We start from the raw sequence: 17789 nt of genomic DNA, 5'->3' as shown, positions 1-17789 counted from the left end.
TCATCCTCGGATGTCCGCCGCCGTCAGCCTGGTGAGCAGAATTCAGGCGTTCGACGCCATCACCGACTTCAGCGGTACATCCAGCTGATAGACAAATCCGGACGGTTCGTAGGCCAGCCGCACCTGTCCGTTCAGTTGCTGGCCGAGCGACTCGATCATCCGGGTGCCGTAGCTCCGTCGTGTCGGCGGCGCCACCACGGGGCCGCCGCTTTCGCTCCACTTCAGGCGCAGCCTTTGCTCGATCTCGTCCACCGTCCATGCGATCTCGACATGTCCGGAGGAACTGGACAGTGCGCCGAACTTCGTCGTGTTGGTGCAGAGCTCGTTGAACGTCATCGCGAGCGCTATCACGGCACCGGATGTGATCCGGAGATCCGGCCCATTGAAATGGAATCGTCGACCTCCCTGACCGTCATAGGGATCGGTGGCGCCGCTCAGGGTATGAGTGAGGCTCGCATTGGACCAGCTGACCTGTATCAACAGGTCGTGGGCGCGCCCCAACGCCAGCAAGCGGCCATCCATGGCTTTTTGGCCTTGCTCGAGATTGATTGCGGCCCGGAAGCTCTGGGCTGCGATTGCGCTCACCGTCGCAAGCGTATTCTTGATGCGATGATGCAGCTCTCCGAGGATGAGCTTTTGCAACTTGTCGGCCGCCTCGCGTTCGTGGGCTTCGATGCCGGCTTGAGCGAGCAGGACCTTGGCGTCGGTGTCGGCCTGTTCCAGCAACAGGCGCAGATTGTCGTTCTCCGCCACCAGAACCGATTCCTGTGGCGATCGGGCAACCCCAAGGTTTTCCCCGGGATCCGTTGTGGTCGGAAGGATTTTTAGCGCGCCCGCTCCGATCATCGTCTGCAACTGCGAGATCATTTCGTCGACGGCGAGCGGCTTGCGAAAGAAGCGGCTGTCCGCCGGCGTTTCGGTTTCAGACGGCTTTACCTGACCGGAGACCAGTACGATCTTGATGGCAGGCCAGCGATCGTGCACCGCGTGGGCCAGCTTCAGGCCGTCCATGGTCCCGGGCATCTGGATGTCGCTGAACAGAAGCGAGATGTCCGACCGCGACTCGAGGATCGAGATGGCTTCGTCGGCGTTGACGGCCTCCACAGGGCAGAAGCCTGCATCCTCTACGATATCGACCGCGCGCATGCGCAGGATCATCTCGTCTTCGACGACGAGAACGTTCGGCAAGGAGGTTGGGGGCGTTGACATCTGTGCACGACACTTTCCTGGATCATCCGACAAGCTCGGCCGGCGCTTTGCGATGGTTGGTCTAGCGGCGAGCCGTCACCAAACGAGCTTCATGAACCCTGACATCGGATTCACCCCGGCGCAGACACGATGCTTCGAAGTCCGGCCAGACCTGGCCCAGGCAATTCCGCGCCACCGGAAGGCTCGCCAGCCGGTCCGCCTTCGCCAAAGCAACGGTTTCGCGCGCTTTTACTTGCGGAGCAAAACCGGGCAGCACCATTACGGACACTCCGAGGAGCGCGAACATCGCGAACGCGACAAGAGATTTCATCATTTGGGCTGCTTTGGCTGTTGACCGCCCCGTTTCGTTTGGGGACGCTGTTATAACAACCAAAATGAAATATAGTTCATTTCATACAACTTATATTTGAAGTGCGATTTGAAGGCGGATGCCGCCCTTGGCCCGGATCGTCGCTCGACGTGAACAGGCGGTCGACAAGGTTTGCTTGCCATTACCTCGGGGTTTTGGGGCCAGGCAGGCTTATCCAATCATGAATGTGCGAGGCCGTTTCACTCAATCGCGCCGCCTTGAGCAGCGATTCCCGCTGAACGCCGGGCGGGGCAATCTCTGCGCGACGGCGAGCCTCGGCTGCCAATTGGGCAAGGCGATTGCTCAGAGGGATGGTGCGCTTGGTGGTGTCTTGCATAGGACGCTCCGCATTGGGCGGGAGCGCAAAGACTCTCTCAGTCACCGATGGATGCCGTGATGAGCCGGTGATGGCTCAGCATGCGCCTGTTGACAGCCAATAGATACACTATTCGGCAGAGCAGATTCGGCGCCGAAATCGAAAGCGGGCGCAAAAGCACCAAAGCCGGACCGGTGCACTATTCCTCCGGCTCCGTGGTGAACAGCAGGGGATAGCCCTTGGTGCGGCCGGCATCCGTTGCGCGGGTAGCCTTGGTCTCGGCGACGTCCTTGGTGAAGACCGCGACGACGCAGGCGCCGAGCTTGTGGGCGGTGATCATCACCTTGTAGGCCTGATCCTCGGTCATGCGGAACTCGGCCTTGAGGATCATCGTGACGAATTCGCGGGGCGTAAAGTCGTCGTTGATCAGGATGACCTTATGCAGCTTCGGCCGCTCGACCTTGGTCTTCGTCCTGGTTTTCGGTTTGGCAACGGTATCGTTCATTCCGCCTCCCGGATATGGCGGGCTCGGGTTCCTGCCGGCGCGCTCAGCGCGCGGCCTTCTCACCATATTGCAGGACCTGCACCTTCTCCAAGGTGATCAGGCCGCTCGACATCATGCCATCCAGGATGGGCAGGAATGCATTGATGTTGTCCTCGCTGTCGACGATCTCGATCAGCAACGGCAAGTCTTCCGAGAGCCGCAGAATCTTGGAAGTGTGGAGCCGGCTGGACTTGCCGAAGCCCATCGGGCCGCGCAGCACGGTGGCGCCGGCCAGATGCCGCTCGCGCGCCGTCATCACGATCGCTTCATAGAGCGGCTTGCCGTCGAATTGGTCGTTCTCGCCAAGGAAGATCCGGAGCGAAACTGCCTGATTAAGGATTTGCATGGTCAGCTCCTTCGCAAGCGGTTGGTGCCGCTGGCTATCATGTGGCCTGCCCATACCGACACCAGCCAGCAGATGACGGATGCCGCGATATAGGCGAGCGCCGTATATTTCATGCCGCCGTGGAACAGGCGGAAGGTCTCCAGGCTGAAGGTTGAAAAGGTCGTGTAGCCGCCGCAGAACCCGGTCATGACGAACTGCCGGTGCTCGGGCCGCGCCAGCAGGCGGCCGTCGGGCCCGGTCAGCGTCGCGTAGAAGCCGATGACTAGTGAGCCGGTGGCGTTGATGAACAGCGTCGCGACCGGGAAGCCGGAGCCGGTGTCGAGCGCGAGCCCGACCAGATAGCGCGTTAGCCCGCCGACCATGCTGCCGGCGGCAATCCAGGCATAGAGCGTCGCGGTGCGCCAGCGATCGGCAGAGGAGGGGGACTTCATCTGCCTCTAGCCTCCCAGAGTGTCCGCGAGGAGGAAGCCGCAACTGACGGCCGCGAGGCAGAGCACGACCGAGACCGCGAGATTCCCGAGCGCGTGCATCGCCTCGCCGTTGCGCGCCAGCGTCAGCGTTTGCAGGCTGAACGAGGACACCGTGGTGTAGCAGCCAAGAAAGCCGGTGACCGCGAACAGCCATGGATCGGGCGCGGCGAAGACCGAGCCGGGATGGGTCGCCAATGCGCCAAAAATGCCGATCAGGAAGGCGCCGGTGACGTTGACGGTCACGGTGCCCCACGGAAACGTCTCGCCCAGCCGCCGCGCGATCGCGCCGGAGATGAAATAGCGCGCACAGCCGCCCAGCACGCTGCCGATCATAATCGCAAGCACTCCGCTCAGCACGGCGAACAGCCCCCCGTCATCGTTTCTCCTCCGTTGCCAGCCCGTTGCCGACGGCAAATAGTCCCATGAGCGCGACCAGCGCGAAGCCGAGCCCCGCCAGGAACGTGCCGGCCGGACCATAGGCATCCCACAAGGCGCCGGCGATCACGCTTGCGGCCAGCAAGGCAAGGCCGGTGAACAGGTTGAAATAGCCGAACGCGGTGCCGCGCAAGCTCGGTGGCGCTGCGTCGGCGACGAGGGCCGAGAGCAGGCCTTGCGTCAATCCCATATGCAGTCCCCACAGCACGACGCCGAGGGCGAGGCCGCCAAGGTTTGGCAGCAGCGCGAGCGCGAGATCGGCGCCGGCGAGGAAGACGAGGCCGAGCGCGAGCAGGCCGGTGCGGTTGATCCGGTCCGAGAGCACGCCGGCCGGATAGGCCGACAACGCATAGACGATGTTCATCAGCACCAGCACGGCCGGCACCCACATCGCATTGAGCCCGATATTCTGCGCACGCAGGATCAGGAAGGCCTCGCTGAAACGTGCCAGCGTGAACACGGCGCCAACCGCGACCACGCGCCAGTACACGGACCCGAGCTGGCGCATCGCAGCGGTATTCAGCGGATTCCTTGACGGCTCCCGGCCGGGGTCCGGCTCCGGCTCGCTCACCGCGAACGCGATCAGTCCGAACGACAGGAAGCCCGGCAGCACGGCCACCCAGAACACCATCGTAAAATTGTCCGCCGTCCACCACATCAGGCCGATCGCCATCAGCGGCCCGACGAACGCACCGATGGTGTCGAGCGACTGCCGCAGGCCGAAGCTCGCGCCGCGCAGACCGATAGGTGCTATATCGGCGATCAGCGCATCGCGCGGCGCGCCGCGAATGCCCTTGCCGACGCGATCGATGAAGCGCGCGGCAACCAGCCATTCGACGCTGGGGGCAAGCGGGAACAGCGGTTTTGTCAGCGCGGCCAGCCCGTAGCCGAGCGCAGCGAGCAATTTGCGCCGACCGAGCCAGTCGGACAACGCGCCGGAGAAGATCTTCGTGATCGAGGCGGTCGCCTCGGCAATGCCCTCGATGAAGCCGACGGTGAGCGTGGAGGCGCCGAGCACGGTGACGAGATAGACCGGCAGCAGCGCGTGGATCATCTCGGAAGAGACGTCCATCAGCATCGAGACGAAACCGAGCACCCAGATCCCCCTGGGCAGCCCCGCACGCGCAGCATTCGGTGTTGTCGTCATCACGTCCAGGACTTCTCCTCGGCCTCTGCTTGACCTCTCCTCGGCCTTCATCCAGGCAACAAAAAACCCGCCGGCGGCGGGTTTGTCCATGCTCCCGCCGAAGGCAGAGGCCTAGAAATTGCCTCTCCTCAAGCAGGAGTCATCAGCCCACTACGGTCACAGGCCGCCGGGCGGTTGTCGGGGGACTCCATCCCCATCTGTCCGGCCAGCCTAACATGGAAATCGCGCCGGACAAGTGGGCGAGGTGCGCTGTCCAGTGGCCCGTCAGTCCGGGAGCGGACCGCACATGACGGCATGCCGGCGCCAGCGATCGCGCAGTCCAGCGGCGCGAGCGCGGCAACATCGCGGCCGCTTTGCGTACTGCTTCGCAATTCCGCCTGCAAATGCCTAACTGGCAAATGCCTAACCGGAATGTGAAGCGCGAGCGATCTTCGGACTTTGCGGCAAGGCGATTGCATGTCACCATCAGGTCATACGACGGGAGGCTGCGATGCGCTTGCTGTTCTCGATCGGGGCTGTGCTGGTGACCGGCATGTTCGCCGGAGGGGACGTCGCGGGCATCGCGGCACCAGGACCCAAGTTTGAGTCGCCCAGACTGGCGCTACTCAAAAATCAGCCGCAGCGGCAAGCAGCCGACAGAGACGCGCAGACGGTCGATGTCGAGCTGATCCTCGCCGTCGACGTCTCCTACTCCATGGACATGGACGAGCTCGCGGTCCAGCGTGAAGGCTATGCGCAGGCGATCCAGTCGAAGGAATTCCTGCAGGCGCTGAAGCTGGGCCCGAACGGCCGGATCGCGGTGACCTATTTCGAGTGGGCCGCTTCGACCGACCAGAAGATCATCATTCCGTGGCGGCTGGTCGACGGACCGGAGACCGCCGATGCCGTCGCCGCCGAAATCCTGAAGACGCCGATCCGGCGTGCCTCGCGCACCTCGATCTCCGGCGCGATCAGTTTCGCGATGCCGCTGTTCGACGAGGATCCCTATCGGGGCTTGCGCCGCGTGATCGACATTTCCGGCGACGGTCCCAACAACAATGGCACTCCGGTCACGATTGCGCGCGACGCAGCGATCGAGAAGGGTATCGTCATCAACGGCCTGCCGATCATGGTCAAGGAACCCTCCTACTCGACTATGGATATCGACAATCTCGATTTCTACTATGAGGATTGCGTCATCGGCGGCCCCGGTTCCTTCGTCATCACGATCAAGGACCGCGATAAGTTCAAGGAAGCCATCCGCACCAAGCTCTTGATGGAGGTTGCGGGCCGTATGCCGGAGCGTCCCGTGATGCGGGTTGCGGAGAAGGACAAGGAGCCGCGTGTGAACTGCATGATCGGCGAGAAGATCTGGTCGGACCGCTGGGGTCGCTGAGCGCGGCCACCGGACGAGACCTTTTGCCCTATTTGCCGGCGATGGAATTTTAACCATGCGTTTACCGTTGCGTGGCCCTAATCGGCTGCTTTCATTTGTTTCCGGATAAGGTTCTGACGTTGCTGTCGGGGCGCGAAAGAAGCGGGCCTGTCAGACACATCCGCCGAGCAACCCAATGGCCATCGTCACCTCGAGCACCAGCCAGATTTCTCCCGCTCTCGAGCGAGTGTATCACCAGAGCTCCCTGCTCGGTGAGTGGAAGGGCAATTGGGCTGGCAACAACCAGCCCGTCAGCTTCAAGGTCGTGAACATCCGCGGGGCCCGGGCGCAAGTCGAGTACACCCATAACGGGCGCACCGAGCGCGGCTTTGGCGAGGTCGCCGGTTCGCTTCTCACCTTCGGCACGGTCACGGTCGGCACCAAGGACGGCAAGAGTCTGGTGCTGTTGTCATCTGCAGGCGCGGGCAAGCAGACCGCGACTCTCGAGAAGCAGGCGCCGCCGGCCTCCGACAGCCGCCTGATGGGAAGCTGGGGCGGCTATTCCAGTGACAATGGCAAGAGCGCGAGCTTCAGGGTGCTCGCTGTCAACGGCAACGAAGCGCAGGTCAGCGTCACCACAGATGGCGTCACCCGTCAGGGCACCGGCACCGTCTACAAGAACGTCATCATGTTCGGCCAGGCGCAGATTGCGACCGACGACGGGCAGAATGGCAAGATCATCTACCAGGTCCGCAACAAGTCCTTCGTGGTGCCCGTGACCAAATATCCGCCGTCGGATACATCGTCCTCGGTGGACAGGACGGCGTAGCAGATCACGGCTGCTGCTCGCTGGACCGCGTCAGCGCCTTCAATTGCCGGTCGATCTGACGCAAGACGTCGCAGGCGGTCGCCAAAGCGCCATTGCCGATCAGTCGCCAGATCTCCGTCGCCTGCTCGTCCAGATGCGGAATTGTCAGCGGTAACCGCGCTGCTTCCATAGCGCACCCTTCTCGTTGATGAGATAGCGCTAATTCAGTGCGAACACGATCTGCGCAACGCAGGCCAGCGACCGGTAGACGCATCCGGCGATATGGGTCTGCTCGTTACGTGCGGCCGCAAGCTCCGCATTCTCGATGCCGAAGAGGATTTCCCACTGGAAGCGCCGGATCAGGGCATCCCGCAACGGTTGCGGGTAGGGCAGCGCGATCGATTTCAACCGGTTGATCAGGTCTTGCGGATCGCGCAGTGGTTGGCAATGCGATCTCGCCCATCCAGATCGCCGAGCAGAAGCCGTGTGGATGGCCGGGTTGGTAGTCCATGGTGATGATGCCGGCCCGACAGGATTCCATGATGACTTCGACAGCGTCGGCGTTGCGATAGAGCAGGTCGACCCTTGTCCGCCAACGGACAGCCAGGCACCTCCGATGATCCACGGCCCCCATTCAGCGCCATCGCAAATTCATGGAGAGCGGCTTCGTCGTCCTCCCGTCATGACGGACTCGCGTCGCCTTGTCCGATCGCCAGCTTATGTCGCGGCGCGAGCGAGGAGGGTGTCGGCGCCGGGCGTGGCTGCAGCATCGGCATGGCATATGCCGCGGCCACGCGCCGGAATCGGAAGATCAGATCCGCGCCTCCAGAATCAGATTGAAGGGCGTTTCAGCGGCGCGGCGGAAGCGCGTCAGTCCGCCCTCTTGCGCGACCTTGCGCAGCCTTGCCTCGCCCGCTTGCGCGCCCAGTGCGAGGCCCACCTCCTGGTCGAGCGAGGCCGGCGTGCAGATCATGGTCGACGCCGCATAATAGACCCGCCCGACCGGGTTGAGATTGTCCTCGAGGCGGTCGCCTGCGAACGGCTCGACCAGCATGCAGGTGCCGTCCTTTGCCATGGTCTCGCGCACGTGGCCGATGGCGCCGACGGGATCGCCCATGTCATGCAGGCAATCGAAGAAGCAGACGAGATCATAGCCCTCGGCCGGATAGGTCTTGGCGGAATGAACAGCGAAGCTGACCCGGTCGCCCAATCCGGCTTCGGTGGCCGCCTTTCGCGCGGCCTCGATCGAACCCTCGTGATAGTCGAAGCCGTAGAAGCGGGAGTTCGGGAAGGCTTCCGCCATCAGCCGTGTCGAGACGCCGTGCCCGCAGCCGACATCGGCGACCTTGGCGCCGCGCTTCAGCTTGTCCACGACGCCGTCGAGCGCGGGCAGCCATTCCTGCACCAGATGATGCATGTACCCGGTCCGGAAGAAGCGGGCGGTGCCGCAGAACAGGCACTCGCTGCGCCGGTTCCAGCCGACGCCCTTGCCGGATTTGAATGCGTCCGAGATCTTCGGCTCGTCGAGAAACGCCGAGGCAATGACATTGCCGAACGCGCCGAGGAACACCGGACTGTCCTCATCGGCAAGCGCCATCGCCTGCTCCGGTAGCATCGAGAATTTTGCCGAAGCGGAATCGTATTCGATGTAGCCGGACGCCGCCTGACTCGCGAGCCATTCGCGGACGTAGCGCTCCGCCGTCCCGGTGGCGCTTGCGAGCTCGGACGAGTTCATCGGTCCCTTGGCGGCAAGGGTACGGTAGAGACCGAGCTTGTCCCCGAGCAGGACCAGCGACGCATTCATCGCCGCCCCGAATTCGGTGACCATCTTGCCCATAAAGGCATTCAACTTGTCGGAATTGACCTCCATGACAGCCTCCGTGCTGACGCGCCCCCTTAGGTGGGTCAATCCGGCATGGGGGAAGTTCAAATTGGCAGAAAAACGTGATCCCGGAACTCAGGGAAGAATGGTGTCGCTATGCTGGCATTCATGATGTCTGGTGGGTATAATTCGCAAGCTTTTCGACGGTTATTGAATGTTCAGGCTTACACCCTCTTGCGGTCTCGCGGTTTTTCTTGCCCTGCTCTGCCTCGGCGAAGCGCCGGCTCATGCGCAAGCCGCACCCCTGCAATATTGGATCCCCGGCGGACCTTTCGGCTTCGGCGGTGTTGCCGGCCAGAGCGCCGATAGCTACGGCATTTTCCCGAGCTTCAATGGCGGCGACGCAAGCGGCCGCAGCAATTCTGCGAACGGCTTCTTTGTCGGCAGCCAGCATGGCAATCTCAATTGGAGCGGCCTCAGCCCGGCCGGACTGAGCGGCAATTTCACCGCGCTCTCCTACGACAGCACGCAGTTCGGCTACAACACCAAGACCGCGGGCGGCATGCCCGTCACGTTCTTTGCCGGGTTCGACACCCTGAAATACGGCGGCGGCATTGGCAGCTCGCTTGCGCCGCTCACCTCCAGCGCCTCGCCCGGCTACGGCGCATTTGCGGGTGTCGAGCTCAAGCCGACCTCCAACCTCAGCCTGTCGTTTGGGGCCGGGTTCACCCAGCAGGACTCGGGCCGCATGGATAGCGATCTCAGATCGAACATGCTGCCCGGCGAGTCGCCGGCGTTGAATGGCCTTCGACGCTAACTAGCGCGTGAACTTCGCAACGAGCTCGACATGCGGCGTGTGGCGGAACTGATCCACCGGCACGACTACGTCGATCTTGTACCCGCCATCGATCAGCAGCCGCGCGTCGCGGGCAAAGGTCGCGACATTGCAGGAGACCGCGACCACCACCGGCACCTTGCTCGCGACGAGCTTCAAGGCCTGCGCCTGCGCGCCCTGGCGCGGCGGGTCGAACACGACGGCGTCGAAATCGCGCAGCTCCGGCGCCACCAGGGGACGGCGAAACAGATCGCGCGGCTCGGCCTTGATCGGCTTGAGACCCGGCGTGCGCGCGGCCTTTGCGAGCGCTGCAATGGCGCCGGCGTCGTTGTCATGGGCGGTGACGCGGGCCTTCTCGGCGAGCCGCAATGCAAACGGCCCGACGCCGCAGAAGAGATCGAGAACGTTCTTCGCCTTGCCGATGCGCTCGGCGACCAGCGACGCGAGCGTCTCTTCGCCGGCGACGGTCGCCTGCAGGAACGAGCCCGGCGGCAGCGTCACCTCGGCGCGGCCCATCTGCAGGGTCGGTGGCAGGCGTTGCAGCACCAGTTCGCCGTGCCGTGTCAGCCGCGCCAGGCGGTGCTGCTCGGCGACGCGCGACAGCGCCGTCACGAGCGACGTGGGCAGCGGGCCGGAGCCGCGCACGTCGACATCGAGACCGTTGGCGGTCGCGGTGACCTGGATGTCCAGCGGTTTCGTCACCGGCATTTTGGACGTCAGCAGCTCGGCGAGCGCCCAACCGGCATCGAGTGCACCCTCGAGCCCGGGATCGAGGATCGGGCAGCGATCAATCGGGATGACGTCGTGCGCGCTGGCAGCCGAAAAGCCGACCTTGAGGATGTCATGGGTGCCGAACCGGCCGTGCAGCGTGATGCGCCTGCGCCCCGCGCCGTGAGCGTCGACCAGCGGCGTCACCTCGCAGTCGATGCCGGCCTGGGCCAGGGTCTCGACCACGATGCCGCGCTTCCAGGCGTGATACGGTTCAGTCGCCCAGTGCTGGATCGCGCAGCCGCCGCAGACGCCGAAATGCGGACAGAACGGCGCGACGCGCTCGGGACTGGCGACGTCCACTACCAGCAGCTTGCGGCGGTCGGGATGATTGCCGACGACATGATCGACTTCGACGGTCTCGCCGCCGAGCGTGTAGGGCACATAGATGGCATCGCCAGCGTCGAGCGAGACGCCGTCGCCGCGATGGCCGACGTGATCGATCGTCACGCGCTCAACCACGGCGCGCGCCCAGGAAGAATTCGATGTTGCCGTCGCCGCCGGTGATCGTCGACGGGAACACCTCGATACCGGTGCAGCCGAGCGAGGCAGCAAAGGCGGCGATGTCGTCGCAGATCTCGCGGTGCACGGCGGCGTCGCGGACGATGCCCTTCTTGTTGTGCTTCCGGTCCGCCTCGAATTGCGGCTTGATCAGCGCCAGCAGGCTCATCGGCGCGGCGGCCAGCGACAGCGCGATGGGCAGCACCGTCTTGAGCGAGATGAAGCTGACGTCGATCACGACGACATCGGGCCGCGCCGGCAGGCGCTTGCCGTCATAGGCGCGGATGTCGGTCTCTTCCATCGACACGATCTTGGCGTGACCGCGCAGCGAGGGATGCAACTGGCTGGTGCCGACATCGACGGCAAAGACGAGGCTCGCGCCATTCGCCAGCAGTACCTCGGTGAATCCGCCGGTGGAGGCGCCGACGTCGAGGCAGACATGGTCCTCGATCTCGATCGGGTAGCGCTCCAGCGCGCCGGCGAGCTTGACGCCGCCGCGGGAGACGTAGGGGTGCGCGGGCTCGGCCTGGATCACGGCGTCCTCGGCGATGGTCTCCGACGGCTTTGCGACCTGCTTGTCGTCGGCGGTGACGAGCCCGGCCTCGATCGCCGCGCGCGCCCGCGCCCGGCTCTCGAACAGGCCGCGCTCGACCAGCAGAACATCCGCGCGCTTGCGGGCAGGGGACATCATCTCTCCGAAGACGCCTGAGGCGCTTATGTAGCGATCAATCGCGCGGCCGCCATCCGGACGCAAGCCTCGAACGCGGCCAGATCGTGCCAGACGTCGATCGGCATCTGCGCCGGCGTCACCAGCGGGCAGCCATGCAGCTCCAGCGCGTGGATCATCATGAGATTATCGACGAGGCCAAAATCCTCGACCGTCAGCCCCTGCGCATCGACCAGCCGTCCGTCTTCGGACGTCACGTCCATGAAGCGACTGACACGGTTGGCATAGGCGGCACCGTCATTGGAATAGGCGAGGCAGAACTTGCGGCGGCCGGCCATGTAGCCGAGCTCGTAGACGGTGCCGGGATCGGCGCCGGCGCCGCGGAACGGCGTGAGGTTGGCGATGATCGCATCGGCCGCGTCCATCATCGCCTCGTTGCCGCAAAAGATCTGCCGCGAGGCGTCGGGCGCGGCGCGGTCGATTTCGTTGTCGAGGGGATAGAGGCCGGTGACGCCGTGCGCGGCACAGACCGCGACTTTGTGCCGGCCGATCTCGACCGCATCTGGCAGGAACACGTCGGGGCCTGCCAGATAGATTTTCATCACAGCTGCTTCGCGGAAGGTCGAAGCTCGCTATCAGGCGAGCTTGACCGTCTCGGCCTTGACGTCCTTGCCGAGCGCCTCGAACACCTTGGCGACGATGCCCTTGGCGTCGAGACCGGCACGACCGTACATCGCCGCCGGGGTGTCGTGGTCCTGGAACACGTCGGGCAGCACCATGGTGCGGAACCGCACCAGGCCGCTGTCGAGCGCGCCCTGATCGGTCAGATATTGCGCGACATGCGAGCCGAAACCGCCGACCGAGCCTTCCTCGATCGTGATCAGGATCTCGTGGTCGCGCGCGAGCTTGAGCACGAGCTCGGTGTCCAGCGGTTTCATGAAGCGCGCATCAGCGATCGTGGTCGAAAGGCCGTGGGCTGCAAGCTCGTCGGCGGCCTTCTCGCATTCGGCGAGGCGCGTGCCGAAGGAGAGCAGGGCGATCTTGCTGCCCTGGCGGACGATGCGGCCCTTGCCGATCTCGAGCGGAATGCCGACTTCGGGCATCTCGATGCCTCGGCCTTCGCCGCGCGGATAGCGCAGCGAGCTCGGACGATCATTGATCGCGACCTGGGTTGCAACCATGTGCACCAGCTCGGCTTCATCGGACGCGGCCATGATCACCATGTTCGGCAGACAACCGAGATAGGCGTTGTCGAACGAACCGGCATGGGTGGCGCCGTCGGCGCCGACGAGGCCGGCGCGGTCGATGGCGAAGCGAACCGGCAGGCTCTGGATCGCGACGTCATGCACGATCTGGTCGTAGCCGCGCTGCAGGAACGTCGAGTAGATCGCGCAGAACGGCTTGTAGCCCTCGGTGGCGAGACCGGCGGCGAACGTCACTGCGTGCTGCTCGGCGATGCCGACGTCGAAGGTGCGGTCCGGGAACGCCTTGTTGAAGATGTCGACGCCGGTGCCGGAAGGCATGGCCGCGGTGATGGCGACGATCTTGTCGTCCTTCTCCGCTTCCTTGACGAGGCTCTGGCCGAATACGTTCTGATAGGCCGGCGCGTTCGGCTTGGACTTGGCCTGGGTGCCGGTCGCGACGTCGAACTTGACGACCGCGTGGTACTTGTCGGCGGAGGCTTCCGCCGGGCCGTAGCCCTTGCCCTTCTGCGTCACGACGTGGAGCAGGATCGGGCCGGTCTCCATGTCGCGCACGTTCTTCAGCACCGGCAGGAGATGGTCGAGGTTGTGGCCGTCGATCGGGCCCACGTAATAGAAGCCGAGCTCCTCGAACAGCGTGCCGCCATCCATCATGAAGCCGCGGGAATATTCCTCGACGCGGTTGGCTCGGTTCGCGAGGATCTTGGGCAGGCGCTGGTTGATCTGCTTGGCCACATCGCGCAGCGTGCGATAGGTCTTGCCCGAGTAGAGCCGCGACAGATAGGCGCTCATCGCGCCGACCGGCGGCGCGATCGACATGTCGTTGTCGTTGAGGATGACGATCAGGCGCGAGTTCATCGCCCCCGCATTGTTCATGGCCTCATAGGCCATGCCCGCCGACATCGCGCCGTCACCGATGACGGCTATAACGTTGTTCTTGCCGCCGGAGAGGTCGCGCGCGACCGCCATGCCGAGGCCGGCGGAGATCGAGGTCGAGGAATGCGCGGCGCCGAACGGATCGTAATCGCTCTCGCTGCGCTTGGTGAAGCCGGACAGGCCGCCGCCGGTGCGCAGCGTGCGGATGCGATCGCGCCGGCCGGTGAGGATCTTGTGCGGATAGGCCTGGTGGCCGACGTCCCAGATCAGCCGGTCGCGCGGGGTGTCGAAGACGTAATGGATTGCAGTGGTGAGCTCGACCACACCGAGGCCTGCGCCGAAGTGACCGCCGGTCACCGAGACGGCATCGATGGTCTCCTGGCGCAGCTCGTCGGCGACCTGGCGAACCTGCTCGACCTTGAGTTTGCGCAGGTCGTCCGGCGTCCGGATGGTGTCGAGAAGCGGCGTTTTACTATATGCGTTCACGGCGATTTCCAATTTGTCAGCGCCGGAAGATCGTTCCGGCGCGCGATGGGTTTGCTCAATATCGGCGCAGCGCGAGTCCTTAAACCGTCGGAGCCACCTGCATGGGGCAAAGCCCCGTCTTCAAGCTTAGGTGAGCTTAAGCGCTCTCCGGTTCAGTCTCTGTGATCCCTGTCACTTAGATCGGCTTCGTCCATCCCAGCCAATTCATCAGCAGTTTGAAGCGCTTGTCGTCGGTAATCAGTGCCCACGCAAGGCTTACAAAAAGCCACACTCCGCGCAGCTTTACACCAAAGCTTGGGCCAAAGCCAACCCGCTGGGCCCGATTACGGGCATGCACCTGCAACCCGCGGGCCAGAGTGGTTAATCATGGCGCCATCGGAAGGGTTCCAAGCTAGCCCGGTTCCTCGGCAAGGTTTTTCGCGTGGGGAAGCTATTTTTAGGCCGGATTCAGGAGGGCGAGGAGCGCTCTGAGGGAGGTTCCATAATCTCCGGAGCGCCGGTTCCCTGGAATCAAGCAGCAGCAACGCCGACGGCGGCGTGCGATCATGAAAAATTGCCGGTGCGCGCTGCGTGAGATAGGCGGCTTTGAAGGCGGCCCTTACTGGACGTCGAGCGGCGCGGTGCCGGTCGCCTGGCCGCTGGCATTGGTGGTGATCTTGTCGACGCGCGCCTCGGCCTGGCGCAGCAACTCCTCGCAGCGGCGCTTCAGGGCCTCGCCGCGCTCGTAGATCGTCACGGATTCCTCGAGCGGCACCTTGCCGTCCTCGAGCCGTTTCACGATCGTTTCGAGCTCCTCGATGGCGCGTTCGAAGGTCAGCCTGGAGATGTCGATTTGGGTATTTTCGGCCATATAAGTTTCCGATTGCCCGATTCGGTTCACGTCGCAGAAAGCAAAGTTTTGCGGGCGCAATGTGGCGGGTGTATCAGGCGCCCATCAGGGCGCCGACATGCGCCGTAACAGATTCTTTCAGTCCTTGCAGGTCGTAGCCGCCCTCGAGCACAGAAACAACGCGCCCCCCGGCGGTCTTGTCGGCGAGGTCCATCAGCTTGCGCGTCACCCAGGCATAATCCTCCGCGCGCAAATTCAGCGACGCCAGCGGATCGCGATAATGCGCGTCGAAGCCGGCAGAAATGACGAGCAGTTCCGGGCTGAATTTTTCGAGCTGCGGCAGGATCAAATTCTCGAATGCGATGCGGAATTCCGGCCCACCGTCCTCGGAGGCGAGCGGCGCGTTGACGATGGTGTCGTGGTCGCCGCGCTCGCTCTTGGCACCGGTGCCCGGAAACAGCGGCATCTGGTGCGTCGAGCAGTACATCACGGTCGGGTCCGACCAGAAGATGTCCTGCGTGCCGTTGCCGTGATGAACGTCGAAATCGACGATGGCCGCGCGCTTGATGCCGTATTTGCGCTGCGCGTGGCGCGCGGCGATCGCGACGTTGTCGAAGAAGCAGAAGCCCATCGGCTTGCCGATCTCGGCGTGGTGGCCGGGCGGGCGCACCGCGACGAAGGCGTTGCGATGCTCGCCCGCCATCACCGCTTCGGTTGCTGCGACCGCGCCGCCGACGCCGCGCATCACCGCTTCCCACGTGCCCGGCGACATCGAGGTGTCGCCATCGATATAGACCTGTCCGCTGGTCGGCGCGATGTGGCGCAGCTCCGTGACGTAGTGCTCGTTGTGGCAGAGCGTGACGAGATCGAGATCGCCCTCCGGCGCCTGGTCGCGCACCAGGAACTGGAAACGCTCATGCGACAGCGCCTCCTCCACCGCGCGCAGGCGGTCCGGCCTTTCAGGGTGTCCCGGCGGCGTGACGTGGTCGAGGCAGGCCTTGTGGGAGAGGAGAAGCGTACTCATCAGTCGGCCTCATGGGATGCGGGCTCTCGACGTCGCTTGGCGCATCCGGCGCCAAAACGCAAATGCAAAACCCAATCTATGCGTTCCCCCGGGAATGGCAAAGGGTGTCCCGAACCAGCCCGTTTGATCCGGATCAATTCACGCGCAGGATGCGGCTCAGCGGCAACGGCCCGATCGGTCCGTGCGCCCTGAAGAACGCGAACAGCGCGTCGGCGTCGTAGCCGCCATATTGCGGCCCCGTGCCTTGTTTGGCGGCCGTAAAGCCGTCGCCACCGACTGCGAGGTAATCGTTGAGGGTGACGCGGTAGCCGCTTCCGGCTTCGATCGGCCTGCCATTGAGCGTCATCTTCTCGTTGATCACGCGCTCGCCGAATGGCTTCGCCGCATCCCAGGCGTAACTGAACCCGTTCGAGACCTGGAGTATCCGCGGCCGCTTCGGATCGAGCCATTGCTGCTCCAGCATATCCTTGAGCTGGCTGCCCGTGAGCGTCATGGTGACGAGCTGGTTGCGGAACGGCTGGCTGGCGAAAACGTCGCCGAAGGTGATCGCACCGTTCTCCTTTGGAACGATGTCGGTGCGGATGCCGCCGGGATTGGTGAGCGCGATGACGGCGCCGCCGTCCTTGGCGTCCCTGGTCGCGGCGAGCTGCGCGTCCGCGATGACGTCACCGAGCGGGCTTTCGCCGGCCTCGTTCGGCACGCGTGACAGCGTCTGCGTCACCGATCCAGCCGGGCGATCGGCGATCGGCGCCGAAAGCCTGTCGTACGCGTCAATCAGTGCGGTCTGCTCGGGATCCCTAGGCAGCGAGGCATTGGCGACGAGGACGTTCTCCGCCCTGGCGCCGACGACGTCGCGCGTCGCCGGATCGAGCTTGAGGTCGATCGCGGTGACCAGGGTACCGTATTTGTCGCCGCTGGTGACGAGCCGCCCGTCAATATCGCAGACATAAGCACGATGGGTGTGGCCGCTGACGACGAGGTCGACGGCGCGATCGATTTTTTTCACGATGTCGACGATCGGCCCCGTGATAGCAGGGCATTCATTGTAGTCGCCGGCCGGCTCGCCGCCCTGGTGGATCAGCACTACGATCGCCTCGACCCCACCCGCTTTCAGCTGCGGCACCAGCGCGTTCACCGTTTCGGCTTCGTCGCGGAATTCGAGGCCGGTGATGCCCGATGGCGAGACGATGCCCGCGGTGTCCTTCAAGGTCAGCCCGATGAAGGCGATGGGGATGCCTTCGAATTCCCTGATCTCGTAAGGCGGCAGCACGCTCTTGCCCGTCGCCGTCTCGATGGTGGACGCCGCTAGATAGCGGAATCTGGCGCCCGTAAAGGAATGCGGCCCCTGACAGCCGTCGACGGGATGACAGCCCCCGTTCTGCATCCGCAGGAGCTCGGTCTTGCCTTCGTCGAATTCGTGATTGCCGACCGAGCTGATCGCGAGCCCCATCATCGAGAGCGACTCGATCGACGGTTCGTCGTGGAACATCGCCGACAGGAACGGGCTCGCGCCGATCAGGTCGCCGGCGGCGACGAAGATCGTGTTCTTGTGTCCCTCGCGCAGCTGCTTCACCAGCGTCGCCATGTATTCGGCACCGCCGGCCGCCACCATCACCTTCCTGGCCTTGTCCTCGGGATCGCTGATCCGGATGCCGCCCGGCGGCGGGCGCAGATTGCCGTGGAAATCGTTGATCGCCAGGATGCGCAGCTCGACGGGTGCGGCGGTTTGGGCGGACGCGGGCAGGGCGGCGAGCGCGAGCGAGAAGACGGTCAGCCGGAGAACATGTTGCATGAAACCAGA

General features: G+C 64.1%; 20 protein-coding genes and 1 riboswitch. Of the genes, 3 read left to right on the top strand and 17 right to left on the bottom strand.

All coding sequences use genetic code 11. The features are described 5' to 3' along the window. Positions 1-42 precede the first annotated feature (42 nt). From AB3L03_RS08460 to AB3L03_RS08430, 7 genes are all read right to left on the bottom strand, one after another. The gene (locus AB3L03_RS08460; protein ID WP_231188772.1) at positions 43-1158 is read right to left on the bottom strand and encodes an HWE histidine kinase domain-containing protein; all 1116 of its coding nucleotides are present in this window, start codon (positions 1156-1158) and stop codon (positions 43-45) included. 112 nt (positions 1159-1270) lie between these two features. Continuing rightward, positions 1271-1522 (bottom strand): hypothetical protein, encoded by a 252-nt coding sequence (locus tag AB3L03_RS08455; RefSeq protein WP_026233118.1) that lies wholly within the window; start codon positions 1520-1522, stop codon positions 1271-1273. 551 nt (positions 1523-2073) lie between these two features. Then, entirely contained in the window at positions 2074-2379 is a 306-nt protein-coding gene (gene clpS, locus AB3L03_RS08450; RefSeq protein WP_007594672.1) for an ATP-dependent Clp protease adapter ClpS, read from the bottom strand. Between the two features lie 43 nt (positions 2380-2422). Further along, positions 2423-2764: a DUF190 domain-containing protein gene (locus AB3L03_RS08445; protein ID WP_085384121.1), complete on the bottom strand. Its 342-nt coding sequence runs from the start codon at positions 2762-2764 to the stop codon at positions 2423-2425. Positions 2765-2766: 2 nt separating this feature from the next. Beyond that, positions 2767-3195, bottom strand: a complete 429-nt coding sequence (gene crcB, locus AB3L03_RS08440; RefSeq protein WP_085361373.1) for a fluoride efflux transporter CrcB — start codon at positions 3193-3195, stop codon at positions 2767-2769. A gap of 6 nt (positions 3196-3201) precedes the next feature. After that, the gene (crcB, locus tag AB3L03_RS08435; RefSeq protein ID WP_162847276.1) at positions 3202-3600 is read right to left on the bottom strand and encodes a fluoride efflux transporter CrcB; all 399 of its coding nucleotides are present in this window, start codon (positions 3598-3600) and stop codon (positions 3202-3204) included. A gap of 7 nt (positions 3601-3607) precedes the next feature. Continuing rightward, positions 3608-4816 carry an MFS transporter gene (locus AB3L03_RS08430; protein WP_368508429.1) on the bottom strand — a complete coding sequence of 403 codons (1209 nt, stop codon included), beginning with the start codon at positions 4814-4816 and terminating at the stop codon, positions 3608-3610. Between the two features lie 126 nt (positions 4817-4942). Then, a riboswitch (Fluoride riboswitch) is annotated at positions 4943-5020 on the bottom strand. A gap of 286 nt (positions 5021-5306) precedes the next feature. Between AB3L03_RS08430 and AB3L03_RS08425 the strand changes: the two genes are divergently transcribed. Together AB3L03_RS08425 and AB3L03_RS08420 are read left to right on the top strand one after the other, a co-directional pair. Continuing rightward, positions 5307-6191 carry a DUF1194 domain-containing protein gene (locus AB3L03_RS08425; protein ID WP_018456251.1) on the top strand — a complete coding sequence of 295 codons (885 nt, stop codon included), beginning with the start codon at positions 5307-5309 and terminating at the stop codon, positions 6189-6191. Between the two features lie 175 nt (positions 6192-6366). Then, positions 6367-6999, top strand: a complete 633-nt coding sequence (locus AB3L03_RS08420; RefSeq protein ID WP_018456252.1) for a hypothetical protein — start codon at positions 6367-6369, stop codon at positions 6997-6999. 4 nt (positions 7000-7003) lie between these two features. Here AB3L03_RS08420 and AB3L03_RS08415 read toward each other — a convergent pair whose 3' ends face one another. From AB3L03_RS08415 to AB3L03_RS08405, 3 genes are all read right to left on the bottom strand, one after another. Further along, complete coding sequence (locus AB3L03_RS08415) at positions 7004-7168, bottom strand: hypothetical protein (protein WP_018456253.1); 165 nt, start codon at positions 7166-7168, stop codon at positions 7004-7006. A 29-nt stretch (positions 7169-7197) separates the two neighbouring features. Next, positions 7198-7386, bottom strand: coding sequence for a hypothetical protein (locus AB3L03_RS08410; RefSeq protein WP_204513893.1), 189 nt, complete (start codon positions 7384-7386; stop codon positions 7198-7200). A 403-nt stretch (positions 7387-7789) separates the two neighbouring features. Then, complete coding sequence (locus AB3L03_RS08405; RefSeq protein WP_204513894.1) at positions 7790-8848, bottom strand: class I SAM-dependent methyltransferase; 1059 nt, start codon at positions 8846-8848, stop codon at positions 7790-7792. A gap of 166 nt (positions 8849-9014) precedes the next feature. Between AB3L03_RS08405 and AB3L03_RS08400 the strand changes: the two genes are divergently transcribed. Further along, entirely contained in the window at positions 9015-9617 is a 603-nt protein-coding gene (locus AB3L03_RS08400) for a hypothetical protein (protein ID WP_204513895.1), read from the top strand. Here AB3L03_RS08400 and AB3L03_RS08395 read toward each other — a convergent pair whose 3' ends face one another. The 7 genes from AB3L03_RS08395 to AB3L03_RS08365 form a co-directional block, all read right to left on the bottom strand. Beyond that, positions 9618-10865, bottom strand: a complete 1248-nt coding sequence (locus AB3L03_RS08395) for a class I SAM-dependent RNA methyltransferase (protein WP_204513896.1) — start codon at positions 10863-10865, stop codon at positions 9618-9620. It lies immediately after the preceding gene. Next, positions 10858-11592: a TlyA family RNA methyltransferase gene (locus AB3L03_RS08390; protein ID WP_085384123.1), complete on the bottom strand. Its 735-nt coding sequence runs from the start codon at positions 11590-11592 to the stop codon at positions 10858-10860. Before AB3L03_RS08390 ends, AB3L03_RS08395 begins: the two co-directional genes overlap by 8 nt. Before the next feature lie 26 nt (positions 11593-11618). Further along, entirely contained in the window at positions 11619-12173 is a 555-nt protein-coding gene (locus tag AB3L03_RS08385; RefSeq protein WP_368508428.1) for a nucleoside 2-deoxyribosyltransferase, read from the bottom strand. 33 nt (positions 12174-12206) lie between these two features. After that, entirely contained in the window at positions 12207-14135 is a 1929-nt protein-coding gene (gene dxs / locus AB3L03_RS08380; RefSeq protein WP_026233122.1) for a 1-deoxy-D-xylulose-5-phosphate synthase, read from the bottom strand. A 598-nt stretch (positions 14136-14733) separates the two neighbouring features. After that, entirely contained in the window at positions 14734-14985 is a 252-nt protein-coding gene (locus AB3L03_RS08375) for an exodeoxyribonuclease VII small subunit (protein WP_368508427.1), read from the bottom strand. A gap of 73 nt (positions 14986-15058) precedes the next feature. Further along, complete coding sequence (locus AB3L03_RS08370) at positions 15059-15988, bottom strand: histone deacetylase family protein (protein WP_018456262.1); 930 nt, start codon at positions 15986-15988, stop codon at positions 15059-15061. 133 nt (positions 15989-16121) lie between these two features. Further along, the gene (locus tag AB3L03_RS08365; protein ID WP_368508426.1) at positions 16122-17780 is read right to left on the bottom strand and encodes a bifunctional UDP-sugar hydrolase/5'-nucleotidase; all 1659 of its coding nucleotides are present in this window, start codon (positions 17778-17780) and stop codon (positions 16122-16124) included. Between the last annotated feature and the right edge of the window lie 9 nt (positions 17781-17789).

Origin of the sequence: Bradyrhizobium lupini (assembly GCF_040939785.1) — a bacterium.
GTDB lineage: Bacteria > Pseudomonadota > Alphaproteobacteria > Rhizobiales > Xanthobacteraceae > Bradyrhizobium > Bradyrhizobium canariense_D.
The sequence above is the reverse complement of the archived record's forward strand: the minus strand, read 5'-3'. Positions and strand labels throughout refer to the sequence as shown.

Bases quoted from the DNA above. Each gene is read 5' to 3' on its own strand.
- AB3L03_RS08460 (WP_231188772.1), bottom strand. From the start codon at position 1,158: ATGATCCTGCGCATGCGCGCGGTCGATATCGTAGAGGATGCAGGCTTC.
- AB3L03_RS08455 (WP_026233118.1), bottom strand. From the start codon at position 1,522: ATGATGAAATCTCTTGTCGCGTTCGCGATGTTCGCGCTCCTCGGAGTG.
- clpS (WP_007594672.1), bottom strand. From the start codon at position 2,379: ATGAACGATACCGTTGCCAAACCGAAAACCAGGACGAAGACCAAGGTC.
- AB3L03_RS08445 (WP_085384121.1), bottom strand. From the start codon at position 2,764: ATGCAAATCCTTAATCAGGCAGTTTCGCTCCGGATCTTCCTTGGCGAG.
- crcB (WP_085361373.1), bottom strand. From the start codon at position 3,195: ATGAAGTCCCCCTCCTCTGCCGATCGCTGGCGCACCGCGACGCTCTAT.
- AB3L03_RS08430 (WP_368508429.1), bottom strand. From the start codon at position 4,816: ATGACGACAACACCGAATGCTGCGCGTGCGGGGCTGCCCAGGGGGATC.
- AB3L03_RS08425 (WP_018456251.1), top strand. From the start codon at position 5,307: ATGCGCTTGCTGTTCTCGATCGGGGCTGTGCTGGTGACCGGCATGTTC.
- AB3L03_RS08420 (WP_018456252.1), top strand. From the start codon at position 6,367: ATGGCCATCGTCACCTCGAGCACCAGCCAGATTTCTCCCGCTCTCGAG.
- AB3L03_RS08415 (WP_018456253.1), bottom strand. From the start codon at position 7,168: ATGGAAGCAGCGCGGTTACCGCTGACAATTCCGCATCTGGACGAGCAG.
- AB3L03_RS08405 (WP_204513894.1), bottom strand. From the start codon at position 8,848: ATGGAGGTCAATTCCGACAAGTTGAATGCCTTTATGGGCAAGATGGTC.
- AB3L03_RS08400 (WP_204513895.1), top strand. From the start codon at position 9,015: ATGTTCAGGCTTACACCCTCTTGCGGTCTCGCGGTTTTTCTTGCCCTG.
- AB3L03_RS08390 (WP_085384123.1), bottom strand. From the start codon at position 11,592: ATGTCCCCTGCCCGCAAGCGCGCGGATGTTCTGCTGGTCGAGCGCGGC.
- AB3L03_RS08385 (WP_368508428.1), bottom strand. From the start codon at position 12,173: ATGAAAATCTATCTGGCAGGCCCCGACGTGTTCCTGCCAGATGCGGTC.
- AB3L03_RS08375 (WP_368508427.1), bottom strand. From the start codon at position 14,985: ATGGCCGAAAATACCCAAATCGACATCTCCAGGCTGACCTTCGAACGC.
- AB3L03_RS08370 (WP_018456262.1), bottom strand. From the start codon at position 15,988: ATGAGTACGCTTCTCCTCTCCCACAAGGCCTGCCTCGACCACGTCACG.
- AB3L03_RS08365 (WP_368508426.1), bottom strand. From the start codon at position 17,780: ATGCAACATGTTCTCCGGCTGACCGTCTTCTCGCTCGCGCTCGCCGCC.